Genomic DNA, 21,495 nt, shown 5'->3' on the forward strand with positions numbered 1-21,495 from the left:
CGGCAACAATATGTTGCCGTTTTTTTGTTGCTTATATTCTATCTCGTACAAGACCGATTACAAGGCCCTCAATATGACAATCATCTACAATGATTGGATCAAAGTCATCATTTTCAGGTTGCAAACGAATGTGACCATTTTCTTTATAAAAACGTTTTACTGTAGCTTCATCATCAATACGAGCAACAACAACATCGCCGTTATTAGCAGTATTTTGATGCCGCACGATGAGCATATCACCTTCATACATACCTATATTCATCATAGATTCGCCTTGAACACGTAATAAGAAACAGTCAGAATCACCAGTCAATTGAACTGGCAATGTAAGCGTGGACTCTAGGTTTTCCACCGCAGTAATAGGCATACCTGCTTGTACAGTACCGATAAGAGGTACTTGTTTAAGACCTGCACCTAAAAACTCAAAGTTATCAGAGCTAGACGTTTCATTACCAGTTACTGAAATAGAAGGTTTAGTATCTTCTAAAACAGTAATAGCACGATTTTTATTTGGATCACGCTTAATATAGCCAAATTTTTCTAGCGCATTCAAATGAGATTGAACAGTAGAAGTGGAACTTAGCCCTACATGTGTACAGATTTCACGAACTGTAGGACAACGATATTCATTATGTAATGAATCTTTTATAAATTCTAATATACGGCGCTGTTTTGTATTAATATCTGTAGCAGGGCGTCTCATGATAAACCTCCAAAGCCAATCTAAGGTCAAAATAGTATCAATATATCTATGAGTAAAAATTACCACATAATGTACTATATAATAAAAATATAAGATATTTACTTAACTTATATACCTATTATAGGCAATTTTAAAAGTTTTTGCAAACATTTGTTCTAAAACGCTTGACCGAACATTCGTTCGTGTGGTATTATAAGCATGTAAACAAACAAATGTTCTCAGATATTATGTTCGATGTAAATGTGAGGTATGAGATGAAAAATATATTGATGATGGTAGGAATGTGCTTAACAGTATTATTTGGTTATAATATGTCAAATCCTGCAACAGAGGTAAATACACATAATGTACGTGAAGTAAAGGTTCAAGTAGGCGATACAATGTGGGATATTGCAGCACGTACAGCTCATAAAGATATGGATGTTCGTGAAATGGTATATACCATGAAGGAACTCAACAATATTAGCGATTCTGGTGCGCTTGTACCTGGTACCGTTTTGAAAGTACCAACAAATAAATCTGATAGTCCAGTTAGAGCTTTGGACTATATGGCTCAAAACTAAATATATATGGGTTAATCCCACGCAAAAAAGCAGCTACTCTAACAGAGATAGCTGCTTTTTGTTATCTAATGTATGTTATTAAACGATTTATAGTTATTGTCTAAATCAACTGATTTATGATTGTTATCTAAATCGTTTTTCAAAGATCGTTGAAATAGGATTATCTACAAATTTGTTTGCCTCATTAATGTAACGACGAACCATATTTACACTATGATGACGTGTTTGTCGCATAATATTACGTTCTTCAACACCATAAGCTGCTGCAGTCGTTGCAAAGCCATGACGTAAACTATGGGCGCCATACATAGTCGGATCTAGACCAATAAGAGAAATATATTTTTTTACGATTTCTGAAATCATCTTATCGGATATAGCTGTTTTACGTAAAGACATATTTTTTGTAAACCCTCTAAATACAGGTCCCTCAGTAATACCAGAAGCACGTAACCATTGTTGTAAGGCTCGTACTGCATCTAACGGAGAAGCAGATAAATGTGGGATAGCTACCACGGCACCTTGACCTTCTTGGTCGGCCTTAGAGGATGCTACAAAGATTTCAACACCTTGTGGTAAAAATTGAAGATTTTCTACTGTAATAGCCGCAATCTCACTGCGACGGAAGGCACCCATAAAGCCAATCAAAAGAATAGCTTTATCACGCAATAATTGAAGTTCCGGAACATTTAGCTTAGCCATACAGTCTATAATATCTTCAATATCTTCTAATAAAACTGGTGTTTTCCCTTGTTGAAACGTTCCTTTTAACCGTCTAATGCCACGTAAGGCCTGTTTTACAATAGGTGCCATACATGGATTATTTCTTTGACCAGAAGCATTAAAATTTTCAGATATAGCACTTATACGACGTGAAATTGTATTTGCCTTTGCATAATCTGCTAGATCGTTAATATAATTTACTATTGTTTCTGGTGTAGCTGGAAAATAAGATACCTTTTGATAGGTACACCAATCTACAAAATCGTCCCAATCCGATTCGTAAGCATCAAGAGTATTCTCGGCCTTAGATAACAATATGCTTTGTTTTGCTTTCATAGACAACTTTGTACTATTCATAAGCGCATCGTTATTGCGCAAATAGAAATGTTTTTGTTGTTTCTTAGACTCTGACATAATTCACCCTTACCCCTAAAATATCAATATAATTGTACCATAGATTAGATCTATATATGCTATAATTAGAGAATATAATAACTTATTCGGGAGAATTTACCAATACATGACGAAGAAATATATATTAGTAGGAACGGTCTTTGTTCTTTTAGGTACAACTGGCTGCTCATACATTCCAACAGAAAATATTTCTTATGGTGTATATTATAATGATACAGATCTATCAAATACACCAAAGAACAAATTACAAGCGCGTTTGCAAGAGTTGAACGATAAGATACCTCAGACTATATCTATCGATATGGGAAATAATAAAAAACAACAAGCTACATATCATGATTTAGGCATTCAATTCGATACAGAGGGTTTGGTAAAAGCTATTTCCACATACGGCTATGAGGATGATATGTGGACAGTACTGTCACATAGATTTAATGGATTATTTTATGGTCATCATTTTAAACCACAATATAAGTTAGACGAAGTAAAGGGGAAAACATATCTCACTGAGTTAGCAAAAACAATAGATACACCTGGTCATGATGCATATCTTACTGTTGAAAATGGACAAGTAGTAATACATCCCGCCAAAGAAGGTAAACGTATTGATATCGATGCCACCCTCAAAAAGCTGAAAGATGATTTACAATCTGGCGATAGTATAAATTCACTTTCTATGGTATTTACTACGCAGAATACAGTAAAAGTTACCGATACTGATCTAAAACCTTTAAATACTGTATTAGCATCTTTCACAACGGAGTATAATCCAGGTAATGAAAGCAGAACACATAATATCCAATTAGCTTCTGATAAGATAAATGGTACACTCATTAAGCCAGGCGCACAATTCTCCTTTAACGATGTTGTAGGCGAACGTACTGCAGAAGCTGGCTATGATGATGCACCTGTTATGATTGATGGCAAATTAGTTCCTGGCATTGGTGGCGGTATTTGCCAAGTAAGTTCTACTATTTTTAATACAGCTTTATTATCCGGAATGAATATTGTTGAACGAACTCCTCACTTTGAACCAGTTGGATATATTCAAGCTGGCAGAGATGCTACTGTAGCTTGGGGCTATTTAGATTTTAAGTTTAGAAATCCATATCAGCATTCTATTTATATCTTAAGCGTTATGAATAATGGAACCTTAACTATTTATATTATTGGTACAGCTCAAGATAAACCAAAAAATGTATCTATCTCTGTAGGCGATTACAGTGAGATTCCTAATAAAACAATAACTAAGGTAGATCCATCTTTAAAAGAAAAAGAGGTACAAGAAGGACATGTAGGCTTGAAAATGAATACATATAGAACCATTACATATGGCAACTGGGTTACTCAAACCGATTCCTTTGAGTCTGTATATGACCCAGTAGATACAATTATTACAATGCCTACTACATCTGAAGCAGCAGTAAAAAAAGGTGACAAAAAGAAAACATAATTATAGTTTTTATGAAATATAGCCTAAACTATTGACCATTAGATATAAATAGTTTAGGCTATAATTTGGGCTGTAAATGAGAAATCATTATAGACGTAAATAAATTAGTATAGATTAATTATTAAAATAAAAAGCATAAGATATTCTCAATAATTATCATTTAGATGAGAGTAGAATAGAAGAGGAATTTATGGACACAATTTTACAATTTGATCACTCTTTAATCTTCTATGTACATGAACATTTTGTATATAGTTTTTTAACACCAATTATGGCATTTATTTCAAAAATCACAAGTAATGGCGCATTATGGATTATAATAGCCTTATTATTAATGCTACAAAAAAAATATCGCGTTTTAGGCGTGGCAATTATTATTGCTTTAGGATTTGTATTTATAATTGGCGACCAAGGTTTAAAACCAAATGTAGCGAGATTAAGACCATTTGTTGATTTTCCAAATGTAACGGTGCCGTTGGAATCTGCACTACCAAAAGCTACAAGCTATTCATTCCCATCAGGTCATAGTTTTGGTTCATTTGCATCATCTATGACCATTTACCTAGGCTTAACTCAAATAGCGCCTCAGAAGCGATATTTAGGGATTTTAGCATTGTTAGGTTCAATAGTAGTAGCGTTCTCTAGAGTTTACTTATTTGCGCATTATCCAACAGATGTATTAACAGGTTTAGTATTAGGGATCATCGTAGGATTTATTGCCTGGAAATTAGCAAGAATTGGTTGGAACTGGTGGACTAACCGTCATAATGATGTAAAATACGAACCATACACATTTAAACGTAAATAAGCAAAAAACTTGATGAAATAAAGGATTGGGCCATTTAGGCCCAATTTTCTTATATAAATTACTTCCGATAATATATCGTTATCGGAAGTTATTCATATTAAAAACAAAAACTAGCCTATAAGTTTATAAGCTAGTTTATTTTAGTTAATCAAAATAATCAGTAAAAATTAATTTTTCTATATGCCAATAAAGTATTATTATTACATAAAATTTATATTGAATTTTTTAGAATTAGATTGTAAAATAGTAATATAAATTATCTGATTTACTCATACTCTTATGGAGGAATTTTATGTGCTGGTGTGATATTGTAAGTAAAGCCAAAATTGGCGGTTTAAAACATTTAGGAAATGGCATGGAGAGTTCTTTAAGATTTCTTGCTGAAATGGTTGTTGGTTTAAGTATTATTCGCGTGTTAGTTAACTGGATTTTTGGTATCTAATTTCTCAGATGAATATAAACATATTAATAGGCGCTTAGTTATCTAAGCGCCTTATTTTTATATATTTTGATTTATAAAATTAGTTCCTTAACTATACACCCAGTGTATTATTCATATGCTTCGCTACAATCAATGTATTCCATAATAATTTGACAGATTTGACCATCTTTATCAAATGCCCAGTATACTGGATATAAACCATCACCAAATCCAGATTGAATCATCGGTACTGTCAATTCTGTATCAGGAATTGTAAAGTTAATCCAATCACCTTTAGAACGTTGGTATTGTGGATAGGCCATAGCATTTAATTGGAATAAATCACTATAATAGTCATCGTATATATTTTTTTCAGGATAGTTTATATGCCATTGTTCATAAAACTTATTATATGTTTCAATAGTTTGTGCATCTACAATTGTAGCTAAACCCGAATCTACAGGAAATCCAATATAGGTATCTCCATCATCTAAATCGGTTAAGTCCTCTGTCCCTTTTAATGCTAATTCATAGTATACAGGCTCATTGCCACTAAAAACAACTCGACTAGCTACATAACGATACTCATTTGGTTCCATTTCAATTATCTTAGTCTCTAACAAATACGTACCTGGTGTTACCTGTCTAAGATATGTATCTGGTTTGCTTGGCAATGTTACTAGAGGATCACAACACGTAATATAACCTGTTGGAAAATTTACCGTCCACATAGGTAATGTGTGTAACGGAAATCCTTTTAACTCCTTTCGGTTAAATAAATCGTGATATGGTACGGTAGGTTTTAATTTACCTTCAGAACCTAATCTGTTAAAGGTTTGAATCCATTCGCTAGTTAATTTAGATTGTTCCATATTACTCCTCGGCTTCGTATTTACAATGAATATATTCGCCTTCTAATACTTCATAGGCTGCGGTTTTACGTATAATTTGCTTCACTAAGGTATCTAGTTTTGAACCATTAGAATAGTCTGCAGGTGCATAATAACGGATACGATGATGACGCATCATCTTATATACCTTTTCTTTATCCTTCTTAAATGGATCATAAACACCTATAGAATGACCTCCATTAGCGTTCACAAGACTCATACAAGGAATATCTGTATCGCTATCCCCAATATAAATCATGTTACGGAACGGCACACGTTGATTTTCAGGCTTAATGTAATCATTAACACCAGTATCATTAATATCGAGAATTCCTTTTTGAATGCGGAACAAAAATTGTGTCTTATTCGTATAGTTAATGGCTTGTGCGGGCCAAACAGCTACACCTTTATCATCGAACATAAATGCACTGGCATAGATTTTGGTGAAAGCCCCCTCTTTTGCCATTTCAGTGCCTTCGATCATTTCTTTTAAGCCAGACGAAATAATATAATGTTCAATCTTAACGCCTTGTTCTAAGCCATATTGACAAATGCGTTCAAACCAAGTCCGCACCCCTTCGTATAATTCTACTTGATTGCCGTATTCCATGAGCTTATCTTTTGTTACATAGAAATGGCCTACTGCTTCTTGAATCATTTTGTACATATAGGCTAAGTTATTATCCATATCATGTTTTTTAGCCAATTGATTTGATTCATGCCAAAATTGTTTGATTTGCTCTTCGTTATAGCCTACCGATTGAATAAAACCTTGTGCCTGCATATCGTCAGGGGTTAATGTCTTATCAAAGTCATAACACATTGCTAACACGGGCATAGACGAGTCAGGTGATAGTAAATTATCTTTACTATCTTTCTTATACGTTATCATAAATGCACCTCCTTTTAAACTAAACAAAAAATACATTTACACTCTCTTATATTCCTGAGATACCTGCTTGACAACCCCTTTGGTATCTATTTTACACGATAAGTCAATTCATTTAATTTAGTAATTCCTCGTAATTCTCTCTAAAATAAGCTATCCTGTGTTACAGTTTCTTTTACAATCCAGCTCTTTTCCGTACTTTCTTTGATAATTTCTCTTTTTGAAAGTCTTCCAATAAGTAAACTAGAATTTGGATCATGATGTAAACGATTATATCGAACTACTGCTTGATTAGTATTAGCATAACAATAACGGCAAAAGTGGCTACAGCTATCATAGGCACCAATATCACCATGTAAATAACAATTACATTCTAATCGTGCTGGTGTGCGTTTAGGTGCTTTTAATTTTATATTCCAGGCCCTCTCATAACAATCTAAGGTTAAACACCCCTCTGTATCAGCACCAAACTCTTTAAAGATATCCCTTTCTCCACAGGTTTTAAGATTCATATGATTGGAATGAGCTATGGAAACAAATTCTTTAATGATCTTAGTTTGAACATCTAAACTTGGTCTATATCCTTCTGGAAAATTCTGAGCCACCTTATCCAATATATCTAAAAAGCTAACAACAACTGTATCTGTATAACCTTTAAGGGCTTGAGCCATTTTGTAAAAGCTTTCACAATGAAAATCTACTGTATACTCATTGGTTAAAATGATAGGATCATAACGCCACACCATAGATTGAGGATTAAGTAGTTTAGAAATGTGTTTAAATCCTTCTATAACAGACGCATAAGTTGGCACGTAGGGTTCAATATCAGTTCCATAAGGCGTTATAGTCATATGCCAGTATTGTCTGTAATCAATAATTTTATTTAGTAGTGGAATAAACGGTAAAGGATTCTTTGTACAGAATGCAATACCATCTACCACCTCTTGATTAATTGGATACCGTGTCACCTGTAGGGGATTATAAGGGTTACGAACATCTACAAAACCTTCACGTATACGATTGATTAGCCATTTCCCATAAAAAGCAGGAATATCTGTACGTTGCCCAGTCTGTAATATCATAGCCCCTGCCCTTTCTGTAAAATAAAAACATAGGAGTATTATATCATATCTAATAGTAAGTATTTATGGAGTTAATGTGATTTTTGCTGTATAGTTCATTATTATTTTATGGTACTATACATACTATAGAATATGAGGAGAACTAAATTATGAATGATATTTTTGAACGCAACCATCCTATGAAGGATGATAAAGAATTTATTACATCCTATTGGGCAGATCGAGCTCACGATTTTGGTGCTTTACGTGCAAAAGAATTAGAAAGTCCCAAACTAAAATTATGGAGAGAAGAATTAACTTGTCATATATTTGATTCTTATAGATCTTTACGAATATTGGATATTGGATGTGGAGCCGGCTTTTTTAGTATTATACTATCTCAGCTTGGTCATACAGTGCATGGCATTGATATTACACCTAATATGATAGATGAGGCAAATCAACTAGCAGAGTCCCTCGATTGTGATGCAACCTTTTCTGTGATGGATGCAGAGAATCTAGGATTTGATACTAATACCTTTGATATCGTTGTGGCCAGAAATGTAACGTGGAATTTACCCCATCCTGACAAAGCCTATGCCGAATGGTTTCGCGTCATTCGCCCAGGCGGTTTGATTTTAAACTATGATGCGGAACATGCTCGTAATCATCATAATGTACCACAATCTGTTCATCATGCCCATGAAAATGTAAGCAACGAATTAAAAGAACGGTGTCATACCATTTATCATATGCTCGACATTTCGTCTTATACACGACCTCAATGGGATAAAGAACTACTTACTAAATTAGGTGTTAGTTCTGTTACCATTGATCTAACTGTAGGTCCGCGTATTTACAATGAGGAAGACGAGTTTTATATTCCTGTACCCATGTTCTTGGTGAAAGCAATTAAATAAATCTATATAATATATAACACAAAACCCACTCTATGATTATCATGAGTGGGTTTTGTGTTTAGATTAACTGCTAATTACTAAAATATACCTGAGCTTTATCAATCTCTGCCCGTAGTTTTTCTTCATCAATTGTAAGCAGTTCTTTGTCTTTCATAAGAACTTTACCACCCACAATTGTAGTATTTACATCGGAGCTATTAGCAGAGTATACAAGAGCTGCTAAATCATTGTAACGAGGCATCCAGTGCATACCAGATACGTCATATAACACAATATCTGCACGATAGCCTTTAGCTAGTACTCCAAGATCTGTATATCCCAACGCCTTTGCACCTTCTACAGTGCCCATGTTCCATGCTGCTTGAGCAGGAATAGCCTTTGGATCATAAAGACGTGCTTTATGTAATGTTGCTGCAAGACGTACTTCTTCAAGCATATCAGCATTATTATTAGAAGCGGAGCCATCTGTACCAAGACCAACCGTAATACCTTTGGCAATCATCTCAGGTACTAGTGCAATACCGCTAGCTAATTTTAAATTAGATTGTGGGTTATGAGCTACGGCTACATTATTTTCAGCCATAATAGCCATATCTTCGTCTGTCACATGAACGCAGTGTGCGGCTAAGGTAGTATTCCAGAATAAACCTAAATCATGCATATGCGCAATTGGTGTCTTACCAGTAGCTTTCATAACATTCTCCACTTCTCCTTTTGTTTCGGACAAGTGCATATGAATACCACAATTTAATTCATGAGATAAGGCAATCACCTTTTCCATATAATCATCAGGGCAAGTATATGGTGCATGTGGTCCAAGCAATACTTTGATGCGGTCATTATCAAAGCCGTTCCAAGTGCGGAATAAGTCAACATTTTCAACTAATGCTTGATCTGCTGTTGGGGATACACCGGCTAAGCCACGTGACAATACAGAGCGAATACCTGTTTCTTTTACCACCTCAGCAGTAGTATTCATAAAGAAATACATGTCGCTAAATGTAGTGGTGCCAGTGCGCAACATTTCAGCAATACCGAGTTGTGTGCCGTACCGTACATAATCGTCATTTAATTTTGCTTCTGTTGGCCAAATAGCCGTTTCAAGCCATTCCATAAGCTCAAGATCATCTGCATAGTTTCTAAATAGACCCATCGCAATATGAGTATGTGTATTTACAAGACCTGGCGTAGCCAATTGACCTTTACCGTCTAGTACTTCCTTAGCAGAGTCTTTTACCTTTTCAACTTCTCTATCGTTTAAAATAGCTGTAATATAACCATTATTAATTTCAATGGCATGATTTTTTAAAACCCCCTCATCGGTGAGGACGTCTACATGAGTAATCAATAATTCAGACATAGTCTTCCCTCATAGGTATAACCGAGCCATGATAGCTCGGTTATATTTGTTTAATTTGAAAGCTAGTAATAGTTTAGATACAAAATGTATTACAGAAACTATTATATTTCAATACAGTATTAGTTTACTTTTGTTAGATAATCGATTTGTTCTTGTGTTAAAGAATCTAAATCATAGCCCATGGAGTTCAATTTAAGTTTAGCGATTTCCACATCTAATTCATGAGGCAATACGTATACTTTTGGATCCATTTCTTTACCGTTTTTCAAGATATACTCTGCAGCAAGGGCTTGCATAGCAAATGACAAGTCCATAATTTCTGCAGGGTGACCATCGCCAGCTGCAAGGTTTACTAGACGGCCTTCAGCCAATACATAGAGTTTACGACCATCAGACATAGTATAGCCTTCGATGTTTTGGCGAACCCTTTCGTGGCTTATAGCAAGTTCAGTAAGATCAGAAACATTCACTTCGCAGTCAAAGTGACCAGCATTACATAAGATAGCTTTATCTTTCATCACTTTGTAATGTTCTTTTACAATAACATCTTTACAACCTGTTACAGTACAGAAGATATCGCCAACCTTAGCGGCTTCAATCATAGGCAATACCTTGAAACCATCAAATACAGCCTCTATAGCTTTAATTGGATCTACTTCAGTTACATATACGTGTGCACCAAGGCCTTTTGCGCGCATCGCAACGCCTTTACCACACCAGCCATAACCAGCAACAACAACGTTCTTGCCTGTTACAGTCAAGTTCGTAGTGCGCATGATACCATCCCAAACGGACTGACCTGTACCATAGCGATTATCGAAAAGATATTTACAGTAAGAGTCATTTACAGCAATCATAGGGAATGTTAATTGTTTAGCGTTCTCTAATGCATATAAACGATGTACACCTGTTGTGGTTTCTTCACTCCCCCCTAACAAACGTTCTTTTGCATCTTGACGTGTAGTATGCAATAGATTTACTAAATCACCACCATCATCAATGATAATATGTGGTTTATGATCAAGTGCTTTATGGAGGAAGTTAAAATATTCTTCATCAGTACAATCGTACCAAGCATATACAGTAATGCCCATATCTACAAGACCTGCAGCTACATCGTCTTGTGTAGACAACGGATTGGAGCCCGTTACAATTACATCTGCACCACCGCGTTTTAATACAGTCGCAAGGTATGCTGTTTTTGCTTCCAAGTGAACACTAACAACAATTGTTTGGCCTTTGAAAGTTTGTTCTGCTTCAAAACGGTCACCTAATGTGTTTAATGTAGGCATAAAGTTAGAAACCCAATCAATTTTTTTGCGACCTTCTGTTGCTAAATTTATGTCTCTAATTAAAGATTGCATAATATCTCCTTTTACTCATACAAGTAGATACAATAGAATAAATAGTTGATAGTAAATCTACTTAGATTTATTGATACTATATAATTTTGTTAATATCGTTATAGATACTTACTTATATAGATAATATATTGCTTATATAGATAATAAATTACTTATATATCGAATGCTTCTTAATAAGCTACATTATTAAAATCATAAATTATTTAGATTCTACAATCTGGCGTAGCTTACCAATTGACTCTTCATAATTTGGAGTCAATACTCCCTCTTCGGTGATAATCGCTGTTACAAGTTCATGAGGTGTTACATCGAATGCAGGATTAAGTACACCAATACCACTAGGGGCTATTTGAACACCGTGTAAAGCTGTTACTTCATCATCATTGCGCATCTCAATAGGAATATCTCCACCATTTTCCAGAGTAAAGTCAAATGTACTATAAGGAGCGGCTACATAAAACGGAATATTGTGGAATTTAGCTAGTACAGCCACACCATAGGTACCAATCTTATTGGCTACATCCCCTTTTGTAGTGATGCGGTCAGCACCGACGATAACAGCATCAATTAACCCATGTTGCATCGCATAGGCGGCCATATTATCTGTTTCAAGAGTAATAGGAATACCATCCTCGTGAAGTTCAAAGGCTGTAAGTCGAGCACCTTGTAATAATGGACGTGTTTCATCAGCATACACGCGTTCCAGTTGTCCATTTTCATGTAATTTACGAACAACACCAAGTGCTGTTCCTAGACCACCTGTAGCTAGTGCACCCGCATTACAATGAGTTAAGATGCGAATATTCTTTTTACCTTCAAATAATGTAAAACCTGCTTCGGCCATACGTCTATTCAAAGACACATCTTCTTCGTGAATGATAATAGCCTCTTTTGTAATGAGTTCTACTACTTCACTCATTGAGGACATACTGTCAACATTAGTTTTCACAAGAGAAATTACACGATCTACAGCCCAAGCTAAGTTGATTGCCGTAGGGCGAGTTTCTTTTAAGATCTCACTAAACTCATATAAGCTTGTAAGTTGTTCACTAAATGGCGCCTCTAAACGTCCTGCTTCCATAGCAGCTAAAATGAGACCATAACTAGCAGCTACGCCAATAGCAGGTGCGCCACGAACGCGAAGCATTTTAATAGCTTCGGCCACTTGGCGCCAATCTGTACAGTGAACGTATGTAATTTCAGTAGGCAATTTAGTTTGATCTAATAGTACCAGCGTATCTTTACGCCATTCAATATTAATCATAACTTCTCCTTCGATGAACTATTGTGTATCATTATGAGTTGATTATAGCTTAAAACCACCATATTCATGCATGCGATTATGCGCATCATAACGAACATCCACATCGATTGCATCAATAGCACCTAAGATAAGAGATTTTAGTTGCGCCGCCATATTGCCCATCATTTCTACAACTTCCGCATGTGTCAAAGCAGATTCAGAAATACCTGCTGCATAGTTGGTAATCATAGAGATCGTAGCATATGCCATTTCAGCTTCATTCGCTAAATTTACTTCCGGTACATTTGTCATACCTACTGTATCGCCACCGAGCATGTGGAACATTTTAATTTCTGCAGGAGTCTCAAAACGAGGTCCCTCAGTACATACATAGGTACCGCCATTGTGTATCGTAAGGCCTTGTTCCGTACCTACCTTTTGAAGGATATCACGCAATTCAGGGCAGTATGGGTTTGTTACATCAAGATGTGCCACTGGACGGTCCCCACCTTCATAAAACGTAGTGATGCGGTTCTTTGTGAAATCTAAGAATTGATCAGTCAAAACAAAATGACCTGGCTTAAAGTTCTCATTTAAAGAACCTACTGCTGTCGTGGAGATAATAAATGTAACGCCTAGTTTTTTGAGGCCCCAAATATTAGCACGATAGTTAATTTTGTGTGGAGGAATTGTATGATCTTTGCCGTGACGAGCTACAAAGATTACAGTTTTCCCATGGTATGTACCTTGTACATAATCTATTTCACCATATGGTGTCATTAAGGATTCTTCATGTATATTTTCAAAGATGGACGGATCATAAACACCAGTACCACCAATTACGCCAATTGCACTCATTGTGACCTCCTATTATTAATAACTCTATCTTTTATTTTCTCATAGAATAGAAAAACAGGCTATAGGAAAAACCTAGTAGCCTGTATTTTTTCTACATATTATAAAGTTTTTATTGAATTGGACCTTTTTGGGTGAACATATTTTGTAACTCTTCACGTGTGAAATGATATTTTTCATTACAATAATGGCAAACAAGCTCTGTTACGTCATCTTCCAAAATAGCATTCTTATCTTCTTCACGTAATGTCATTAGCACACTGGCAAAGCGATCACGACCACAACGACACTGGAAATGAATTGGTTCATTATATACTTCATTCACAGTTAAACCATCGAGAACACGTTCCATAAGACCTTTACCATCTGGATTTGCTTTCAAATATTCTGTAATAGGACCAAGTTCATTAATATTCTTTTCTACTTGTGCTAATGCTTCATCTGTAGCATCCGGTAAGGCTTGTACGATAAAACCTCCAGCTACAACTGTATGGTAATCTGGATCTACTAATACACCTAAACTAATCGTAGACGGTACTTGTTCAGATGCATATAAATAATATGCCAAATCCTCTGCTACTTCACCACTTTGAATCGGGCTTGTAGAAGTATAGTCTTGCGCTAATTGTGTAAATCGCGTAACTTGTACTTCACCATTATGACCTACGGCAGCACCTACATCAAGCTTACCAGCATGCTTTAAAGGTACATCAACATGTGGCTCATCTACATAGCCTCGAACCGTATTATCAGAAAATGCATCTACGTGAACTACACCTAGTGGACCATCACCTTTAATACGAAGACTTACGTTTTCATGGTTTTTAAAATCACCAGCCAACAAAATAGCTCCCGTCATAGCACGACCTAAAGCAGCTGTTGCTACAGGCCATAAATCATGACGTACACGAGCCGTTTCAACTGTATCTGTTGTTACAGCTAAAGACATACGAACCCCTTCTCGGGTTGTAAAACGTTTTATATAATCCATTCTATCATTCCTTATTTCTACTTATTTTATTAAGGTATTATTTTTATATTGCTTATATAGTATATCATGTCAAATATTTAACTTTCAATAATAGAGAATATATGTTCGTCTAGTATGATTTAAAGTTAAAAGAACATATTTTCGATGATATAAAAACACTCAGTACCATAAGATACTGAGTGTTATATACAATTCTTAGATTTGATCGATAAGATTAACCATTTCGATTGCACCCATAGCACAATCATAACCTTTATTACCCGCTTTTGTACCAGCACGTTCAATAGCTTGCTCAATGTTTTCAGTAGTTACTACACCAAACATAACAGGAATACCAGTTTCCAAAGATACATGTGCGATACCTTTAGCCACTTCGTTGCATACATAGTCATAATGAGTAGTGGCTCCACGAATAACAGCACCTACACAAATAACTGCATCATAACGACCAGATAAAGCTGCTTTCTTAGCAATCAAAGGAATCTCATAAGCACCTGGAACCCAAATTACTGTAATATCCTCTTGTTTAACATCGTGACGAAGTAAACAATCTTCAGCGCCTCCGATTAATTTAGATGTAATGAACTCGTTGAAACGAGAACCGATAATAGCAAATTTCTTACCAGTACCTAATAAGTTACCTTCTTGAACCATCATTATGTTGACCTCCTCTATTCCATCTAAGGAAATATATATGTAACGACCGAGTTATATGGTGAAAGTTAATTAGTCTTCTAACATATGACCCATTTTTTCTTCTTTTGTTTTTAAATAGCCTGCATTAAATTTATTTGCAGCAATGATGAGTGGTACACGGCTAGTTACATTGATTCCCCAATGTTCTAAGCCATGACGCTTTTCGGGATTGTTAGTTAATAAGCGGATGCTTTTAATACCCAAGAAACGGATAATTTGAGCCGCTAAGGAATATTCACGCATATCTGCAGGGAAGCCTAATTGTTCATTTGCTTCTACTGTATCAAGGCCCTGTTCTTGTAATGCATAGGCTTTAATTTTATTGGTCAAACCAATGCCACGGCCCTCTTGTCGCATATATACAACAACGCCTTTGCCTTCTTTTTCAATAGCGCGCAATGCATTGTCTAATTGTTCGCCACAATCACAGCGCTTAGAACCAAATACATCGCCTGTTAAACATTCGGAATGAATACGTACAAGCACATCGCTACAATCTTGAACATTACCCTTTACGATAGCTAAATGCTCTTTATGATCTAATTCATTTTTAAATACAAAGATATTAAAATCACCAAATTTAGTAGGCAATTTAGAACAAGCACCAAGCTCAACCATATCTTCATGTTGTTTACGATATTCAATAAGTTCTGCTACAGAAGCAATTTTCAAATCATGCTCCTTAGCAAATTTCATCAAATCAGGCAAACGAGCCATGTTGCCATCATCTTTTGTAATTTCACAAATAACGGCAGCCTCTTGTAACCCTGCTAGGCGACAAAGGTCGATAGATGCCTCAGTATGACCTTGACGTACCAGTACGCCTCCCTCTTTATATACAAGTGGGAATACGTGCCCTGGACGACGAAAGTCTTGAGGTTTCGCATTAGGATCTAATAGTTTTTGAATTGTATAAGCACGCTCTGCAGGAGACACGCCTGTTGTAGTATCTACATGATCCACAGTCACAGTAAAAGCAGTTTCATGGTTATCAGTATTTTTAGTAACCATTGCGGGAATCCCAAGCTTTTCTAACGCTTCGCGGCGCATAGGTGTACATACTATACCGCGTGCGTATTTAACCATAAAGTTAATGTTTTCTTGCGTCGCAAACTCTGCAGCAATGACAAGATCGCCTTCGTTTTCACGGCTTTCATCATCAACGATAATAACAGGTTTACCTGCTTTAAGGTCTTGTAAGACCTCATCAATAGAATGTAATTGTTCGCTCATAGGAACGCTCCTTACTTATATAAATCCATTCTCTACTAAGAGGGATTGCATAGATTTTTTAGGCTTTTCTTCGGTAGGTTCACTACCAAGAGTTATAAAATGACGAATATATCGTCCAGCAATATCCGTTTCTAAATTGACCTCTGTTCCAATATGAGCAGAACCTAAAATAGTTTCACTCAAAGTGTGAGGAATGATAGAGACGGAAAAACTACTGTCTGTTCGTCGCATAATTGTGAGGCTAATCCCATCAATGGTAATGGAGCCCTTATAGATAACATAATCCATAACGGATTTTGGAGCCTCGATAGTAAAGATAATGGCATTATCCGTTTGTTCACGGTTAATGATGCGGCCTGTACCATCTACATGGCCTGCCACAATGTGACCACCAAATCTACCATTAGCAAGCATGGCCCGCTCTAAGTTGACTGGTTGATGGACTTTCAAATTAGTAAACGTAGTCATCTTAATAGATTCTGGCATCACATCCGCTGTAAATACGCCATTACCAATCGTTGTGGCCGTCAAGCACACCCCATTAACAGCTACGGAGTCACCGATTTTTAAATCGCTAAAAATCTTTTCTCCCCTAATTGTTATGGCTAACGATTTAGGGCCCTTTTTAATGCTTTCGACACGGCCAATTTCTTCAACAATTCCCGTGAACATAAGCGCCCCTCCTCCCTTGACGATACGCTTCAATGCGAATGTTATTATCTAATACTTTAGTCTTGGTAAAAGTTAATTGCGGTGAAACCTCCAAACTTTCAAAGCCACGTCCACCTACAGCTGGTGTTGCATCGTTACCACCAATAATGGTATTTCCAATATATGTTACGACCTTATCAAAGTTCTTCGTTTCCACAAAGGAACTGATAATTGCAGATCCACCTTCAACAAGAATAGATGTGTAACCTAGTTCACCTAGTTTTGTAAGAATATCATCGATAGATAATTTCTTAATATCAATCACAATGTCTGTGCTCTTGCTTTTACGAGTAGAAATAGATTCTACTACGGTTACTTGAGCACCAACTTGTTCTAATACTTGTATCCGATCCTTAGGACAACCTTTAGATACGAATATATGAATCTTGCGATTATTTATTTCAAAGACGCGACTAGTAGTAGGTGTTCTACCAAGACTATCCAAGATAATTACATCTGGTTGATGAATCGTAATCGGTTCATCAAGTATGCTTTTATCTAATAACGCATCTGATAATTCACTATCCGTTAAACGACAATTTAACTGTGGATTATCTGCCAAAATTGTACCAATTCCAACGAGCATGGCATCATGCGTGGCACGCAACACATGTCCATCGCGACGAGAGGACTCATTTGTAATCCATTGAGATTGTCCAGTAGATGTAGCAATTTTCCCATCTAATGACATAGCACTTTTTATAGTGACAAAAGGCTTACCTGTCTGTATATAGGTAAAGAAATGCTCATTTAGTTCAGCACATTCATCACTACATACGGGGCAAACAACCTTAATACCTGCTTCACGAAGTAACTCCATTCCCTTTCCAGAAACTAGTGGATTTGGATCTGTACTACCTACTATTACTTTAGCTATGCCAGCCTCAATGATACGAAGCGCACAAGGTGGTGTTTTTCCATAATGAGAACATGGCTCTAATGTTACGTATAAAGTAGCACCTTTGGCATTATCACCTGCTTGATTTAGTGCATGCACCTCAGCATGAGCTGTACCAGCTTTATGGTGATAACCTTCACCGATTATTGTATTATCTTTTACCACAACAGCACCAACCAAAGGATTTGGTGAGGTGTGACCTGTGGCTAATTTTGCCAGTTCAATGGCGCGCTTCATATATACTACGTCATCCACCATATCACCTCAATAAAAAAAGGACTATTACATAGTCCTTGGGTCATCATAAATGCGCACAACAAATGTGCCTCGTCTTTTCTCATCCAGACTCTACTGTCGGTATCGGAATTGCACCGATTCATACCAAAAAGGTTCGCGGACTTTACCGCCGGTAAGGAATTTCACCTATCCCCAAAGACTTATCTATTTTGTTTATGAATTAATAGTAACACTTTTATTAATGTTATGCAAGAATAATAGTTTTGTATTGAGAAAGAATATTAAATAATTTGATTAAAATATAATTTTTAGAACACAAATACTAGAATAATATAAATAATAATATATATTTACTTTTAATATAAACATATATAAACTATGTATACAGTAAATAGTAACTTTTATCACATAATTACATGTTAAACAAGTCTAATATAGTATATATGGTTTGAATAACCATATTTTAATGATAGTAATTATTAAATATAGGTGATAATATGGCAAAAAAACGAATTTCTGATGTACTTATAGAAGTCTTAGCCAATGCGGGCATCGAACGCATTTACGGTATCACTGGAGATAGTCTAAACTCTGTAAATGATAGTTTACGCCGCAATGGTAAAATAGCTTTTGAACATGTACGACATGAAGAAACAGCAGCCTTTGCTGCCGGTGCAGAAGCATCCCTAACTCATAAACTAACTGTATGTGCTGGTAGCTCTGGTCCTGGCAACTTACACTTAATTAATGGTCTCTTCGACTGTCATCGCAATCGTGTTCCAGTATTGGCCATTGCTTCTCACATTCCTCAATCTGAAGTAGGTTTGAACTATTTCCAAGAAACACATCCAGAAAATCTATTCAAAGAATGTTCTTGTTTCTGCGAACTTGTATCCAATCCTAAGCAAATGCCGGAATTTCTATTCCGTGCTATGAACGCTGCTGTTGGTAACCAAGATGTTGCTGTTATCGTTCTTCCTGGGGACGTTGCAGTTATGGAAATGGAAATTGATGAATTACCTGTGTGGAACCCACCTCGTTTACCTCATATTGTTCCACAACGAGAAGATATTGAAGAAATGGCGGCTCATTTAGAAACAGGCAAACGTATTACCCTATTCTGTGGTGCCGGTTGTGAAGGTGCTCATGATGAAGTGGTAGAATTAGCAAAACGCTTGCAAGCACCAGTTGTACACGCTTTCAGAGGTAAAGAATGGGTTGAATGGGAAAATCCATATGATGTAGGTATGACTGGCCTATTAGGCTATACATCTGGCTACCGTGCTATTGAACAATGTGATACTTTGGTAATGCTTGGTACAGACTTCCCTTACCGTCCATTCTATCCAGAAAATGCGAAAGTAATACAAGTAGATAGAGATCCTAGCGCTTTAGGTCGTCGCGTACCTCTTACACAAGGTATCATTGGTACTGTAAAAGATACGTTAAAAGAATTATTACCTCTTGTAGGCCAACGTGGTGATACTGAATTTATTGATACTGTACGTAAAGCATATACAAAATTTAGAGCTGACTTAGATAGTTATGCCGTAGCTGAACCAGATGGTGTAGCAATTCACCCTCAATACTTCGTAAATCGCCTCAATAAACTAGCAGCAGAAGACGCAATTTTTACCTTTGACGTAGGTACTCCAGTTATTTGGACTGCTCGTCACTTAAAAACAAATGGTAAACGTCGCATCTTAGGTTCCTATAACCATGGGTCTATGGCGAATGCTATGATGCATGCTATTGGCGCTCAAAATGCTTGTCCAAATCGTCAAGTCATCTCCCTCTCTGGTGATGGTGGCTTTACAATGATGATGGGCGAAATGTTAACATTAAAACAACTTAACTTACCTGTTAAAATCTTTGTATTCAATAACGAAGAACTTAGCTTTATCGCTATGGAAATGAAGGCTTCCGGCTATCTAGACTACGCTACAGACTTTGTAAATCCAGATTTCGGTAAACTTGCTGAAGCTGCTGGTATCAAAGGTGTGAGCATTCATAACTCTAGCGAAGTTGATGAAAAAATCATGGAAGCCCTTAACCATAATGGCCCAGTCATCGTTAACGTTCGCGTAGATAAACAAGAACTTGCTATGCCTCCTAAAATTGCATATCAACAAGCTAAAGGCTTTAGCAAATATTTAATCAATGCAATCCTTGATGGCCGTGGTACAGAGCTTAAAGAAATGGCCAAAACAAACTGGATGAAATATAAATCCTTATACTAATATTGCAAAATTTACAAAATCTGCCAAAATAAATAAACTGCAAAACTTTCAAAAAGAGGTGTCATCATTCGATGATACCTCTTTTATTGCATAATTTTAATCATATACTGTTATAAAACCTTCAGTCCAGCCCCTTAAATTGAGAGTAATTGTATCAATTCCTAAACAATCTAAACCATATACTTTAAATATATCCCAGGTCTTATACCACTTTAATGCTTTCTCTGCATATTCTAAAGTGCTAAATAAACCTATGTATCCAGAACTGGAATAATATGGATTTATATCGTAATCATACCAAACACCATAGATTTTATTATTTATTATTTCATAACTAACTTGATTACTTATATGAGAACAATCATTTAAATAGTGAGTTTTTATGGAAAAGGAATCATCATTTAACTTAGAAAATCCAGACAATATTTTAGATTCAACTAGAGCCTCTTCAGCTAATGATATATCAGAAAAAAATCCCAAGCTAAAATATTCTGTATAAGGTAGCTCTTCATTCTTTTTATAGTGTGCTAAAGCTTCATATATTGGAACTCTCATAATTCACCAACTCGATTCAATATACATATAACACATTAACTATTTCTATCTATAATAATCGTCCTCATAATCGTCTTTATACCGTATCGCATCGACCTCTGATGGAGATAGTACATTCCCCTCTTCATCTACATATTCCATGAATTCGTTAATGTATACACCTGGAATATCTGATTCTTCTAATTCAATAGTATCTTCAGGTTCAATCTCCCAAAATTCTATCTCATCAGCATGATTTTGAAGTTGCTCAATCATATTTCAACACTCCCT

The 21,495-nt window shown here is 36.0% G+C and carries 22 protein-coding genes and 1 riboswitch; of the genes, 6 read left to right on the forward strand and 16 right to left on the reverse strand.

Features of this window, described 5'->3' with window-relative positions; translation table 11 throughout:
• Positions 1-31: 31 nt before the first annotated feature.
• Entirely contained in the window at positions 32-703 is a 672-nt protein-coding gene (lexA, locus tag HMPREF0873_RS01655; RefSeq protein WP_008713928.1) for a transcriptional repressor LexA, read from the reverse strand.
• Between the two features lie 254 nt (positions 704-957).
• Here lexA and HMPREF0873_RS01660 point away from each other — a divergent pair, with 254 nt between their 5' ends.
• A complete protein-coding gene (locus HMPREF0873_RS01660) occupies positions 958-1,266 on the forward strand; it encodes a LysM domain-containing protein (protein ID WP_038125356.1) in 309 nt (102 codons plus the stop codon).
• Between the two features lie 123 nt (positions 1,267-1,389).
• Here the strand turns inward: HMPREF0873_RS01660 and HMPREF0873_RS01665 are convergent, their stop codons facing one another.
• Entirely contained in the window at positions 1,390-2,400 is a 1,011-nt protein-coding gene (locus HMPREF0873_RS01665; protein WP_008713931.1) for a site-specific integrase, read from the reverse strand.
• A 106-nt stretch (positions 2,401-2,506) separates the two neighbouring features.
• On the opposite strand from HMPREF0873_RS01665, the gene HMPREF0873_RS01670 reads away from it, so the two are divergent.
• From HMPREF0873_RS01670 to HMPREF0873_RS09990, 3 genes are all read left to right on the forward strand, one after another.
• Positions 2,507-3,853: a VanW family protein gene (locus HMPREF0873_RS01670; protein ID WP_008713933.1), complete on the forward strand. Its 1,347-nt coding sequence runs from the start codon at positions 2,507-2,509 to the stop codon at positions 3,851-3,853.
• Between the two features lie 190 nt (positions 3,854-4,043).
• On the forward strand, positions 4,044-4,661 hold the full coding sequence (locus HMPREF0873_RS01675) for a phosphatase PAP2 family protein (RefSeq protein ID WP_008713934.1): 618 nt from the start codon (positions 4,044-4,046) through the stop codon (positions 4,659-4,661).
• Positions 4,662-4,953: 292 nt separating this feature from the next.
• A complete protein-coding gene (locus HMPREF0873_RS09990) occupies positions 4,954-5,103 on the forward strand; it encodes a hypothetical protein (protein ID WP_008713935.1) in 150 nt (49 codons plus the stop codon).
• A gap of 107 nt (positions 5,104-5,210) precedes the next feature.
• On the opposite strand, the gene HMPREF0873_RS01680 is transcribed toward HMPREF0873_RS09990, so the two are convergent.
• From HMPREF0873_RS01680 to HMPREF0873_RS01690, 3 genes are all read right to left on the reverse strand, one after another.
• Entirely contained in the window at positions 5,211-5,954 is a 744-nt protein-coding gene (locus tag HMPREF0873_RS01680; protein WP_004697361.1) for a DUF4241 domain-containing protein, read from the reverse strand.
• 1 nt (position 5,955) lies between these two features.
• On the reverse strand, positions 5,956-6,864 hold the full coding sequence (locus HMPREF0873_RS01685; RefSeq protein ID WP_004697132.1) for an HAD family hydrolase: 909 nt from the start codon (positions 6,862-6,864) through the stop codon (positions 5,956-5,958).
• A gap of 140 nt (positions 6,865-7,004) precedes the next feature.
• The gene (locus HMPREF0873_RS01690; protein ID WP_008713936.1) at positions 7,005-7,943 is read right to left on the reverse strand and encodes a DUF1848 domain-containing protein; all 939 of its coding nucleotides are present in this window, start codon (positions 7,941-7,943) and stop codon (positions 7,005-7,007) included.
• Positions 7,944-8,092: 149 nt separating this feature from the next.
• On the opposite strand from HMPREF0873_RS01690, the gene HMPREF0873_RS01695 reads away from it, so the two are divergent.
• A complete protein-coding gene (locus HMPREF0873_RS01695; RefSeq protein ID WP_008713937.1) occupies positions 8,093-8,842 on the forward strand; it encodes a class I SAM-dependent methyltransferase in 750 nt (249 codons plus the stop codon).
• A gap of 70 nt (positions 8,843-8,912) precedes the next feature.
• Here the strand turns inward: HMPREF0873_RS01695 and HMPREF0873_RS01700 are convergent, their stop codons facing one another.
• The 9 genes from HMPREF0873_RS01700 to ribD all read right to left on the reverse strand — a co-directional run bounded on the left by HMPREF0873_RS01700 (position 8,913) and on the right by ribD (position 18,451).
• On the reverse strand, positions 8,913-10,202 hold the full coding sequence (locus tag HMPREF0873_RS01700; RefSeq protein WP_008713938.1) for an amidohydrolase: 1,290 nt from the start codon (positions 10,200-10,202) through the stop codon (positions 8,913-8,915).
• A gap of 119 nt (positions 10,203-10,321) precedes the next feature.
• Positions 10,322-11,566, reverse strand: coding sequence for an adenosylhomocysteinase (locus HMPREF0873_RS01705; protein ID WP_008713939.1), 1,245 nt, complete (start codon positions 11,564-11,566; stop codon positions 10,322-10,324).
• 199 nt (positions 11,567-11,765) lie between these two features.
• Positions 11,766-12,830 (reverse strand): S-methyl-5-thioribose-1-phosphate isomerase, encoded by a 1,065-nt coding sequence (gene mtnA, locus HMPREF0873_RS01710; protein WP_008713940.1) that lies wholly within the window; start codon positions 12,828-12,830, stop codon positions 11,766-11,768.
• 42 nt (positions 12,831-12,872) lie between these two features.
• Positions 12,873-13,667, reverse strand: coding sequence for an S-methyl-5'-thioadenosine phosphorylase (mtnP, locus tag HMPREF0873_RS01715; RefSeq protein ID WP_008713941.1), 795 nt, complete (start codon positions 13,665-13,667; stop codon positions 12,873-12,875).
• 109 nt (positions 13,668-13,776) lie between these two features.
• Complete coding sequence (gene hslO / locus HMPREF0873_RS01720) at positions 13,777-14,655, reverse strand: Hsp33 family molecular chaperone HslO (RefSeq protein ID WP_008713942.1); 879 nt, start codon at positions 14,653-14,655, stop codon at positions 13,777-13,779.
• Positions 14,656-14,850: 195 nt separating this feature from the next.
• Positions 14,851-15,312, reverse strand: coding sequence for a 6,7-dimethyl-8-ribityllumazine synthase (gene ribE / locus HMPREF0873_RS01725; RefSeq protein WP_004697404.1), 462 nt, complete (start codon positions 15,310-15,312; stop codon positions 14,851-14,853).
• A 69-nt stretch (positions 15,313-15,381) separates the two neighbouring features.
• Positions 15,382-16,584 carry a bifunctional 3,4-dihydroxy-2-butanone-4-phosphate synthase/GTP cyclohydrolase II gene (locus HMPREF0873_RS01730; protein ID WP_008713944.1) on the reverse strand — a complete coding sequence of 401 codons (1,203 nt, stop codon included), beginning with the start codon at positions 16,582-16,584 and terminating at the stop codon, positions 15,382-15,384.
• 15 nt (positions 16,585-16,599) lie between these two features.
• Positions 16,600-17,256 carry a riboflavin synthase gene (locus HMPREF0873_RS01735; RefSeq protein WP_008713947.1) on the reverse strand — a complete coding sequence of 219 codons (657 nt, stop codon included), beginning with the start codon at positions 17,254-17,256 and terminating at the stop codon, positions 16,600-16,602.
• Positions 17,237-18,451, reverse strand: coding sequence for a bifunctional diaminohydroxyphosphoribosylaminopyrimidine deaminase/5-amino-6-(5-phosphoribosylamino)uracil reductase RibD (gene ribD, locus HMPREF0873_RS01740; protein ID WP_038125357.1), 1,215 nt, complete (start codon positions 18,449-18,451; stop codon positions 17,237-17,239). The genes HMPREF0873_RS01735 and ribD overlap by 20 nt, the downstream gene beginning before the upstream one ends.
• 67 nt (positions 18,452-18,518) lie before the next feature.
• Positions 18,519-18,634, reverse strand: a riboswitch (FMN riboswitch).
• 293 nt (positions 18,635-18,927) lie between these two features.
• Here ribD and poxB point away from each other — a divergent pair.
• Positions 18,928-20,670 (forward strand): ubiquinone-dependent pyruvate dehydrogenase, encoded by a 1,743-nt coding sequence (gene poxB, locus HMPREF0873_RS01745; protein WP_008713952.1) that lies wholly within the window; start codon positions 18,928-18,930, stop codon positions 20,668-20,670.
• A gap of 96 nt (positions 20,671-20,766) precedes the next feature.
• Here poxB and HMPREF0873_RS01750 read toward each other — a convergent pair whose 3' ends face one another.
• Positions 20,767-21,225, reverse strand: coding sequence for a hypothetical protein (locus HMPREF0873_RS01750; protein ID WP_008713954.1), 459 nt, complete (start codon positions 21,223-21,225; stop codon positions 20,767-20,769).
• Positions 21,226-21,270: 45 nt separating this feature from the next.
• The gene (locus HMPREF0873_RS01755) at positions 21,271-21,480 is read right to left on the reverse strand and encodes a hypothetical protein (RefSeq protein WP_008713956.1); all 210 of its coding nucleotides are present in this window, start codon (positions 21,478-21,480) and stop codon (positions 21,271-21,273) included.
• Positions 21,481-21,495: the final 15 nt, after the last annotated feature.

Source organism: Veillonella sp. 3_1_44 (genome assembly GCF_000163715.1).
Lineage (GTDB): Bacteria > Bacillota > Negativicutes > Veillonellales > Veillonellaceae > Veillonella > Veillonella parvula_A.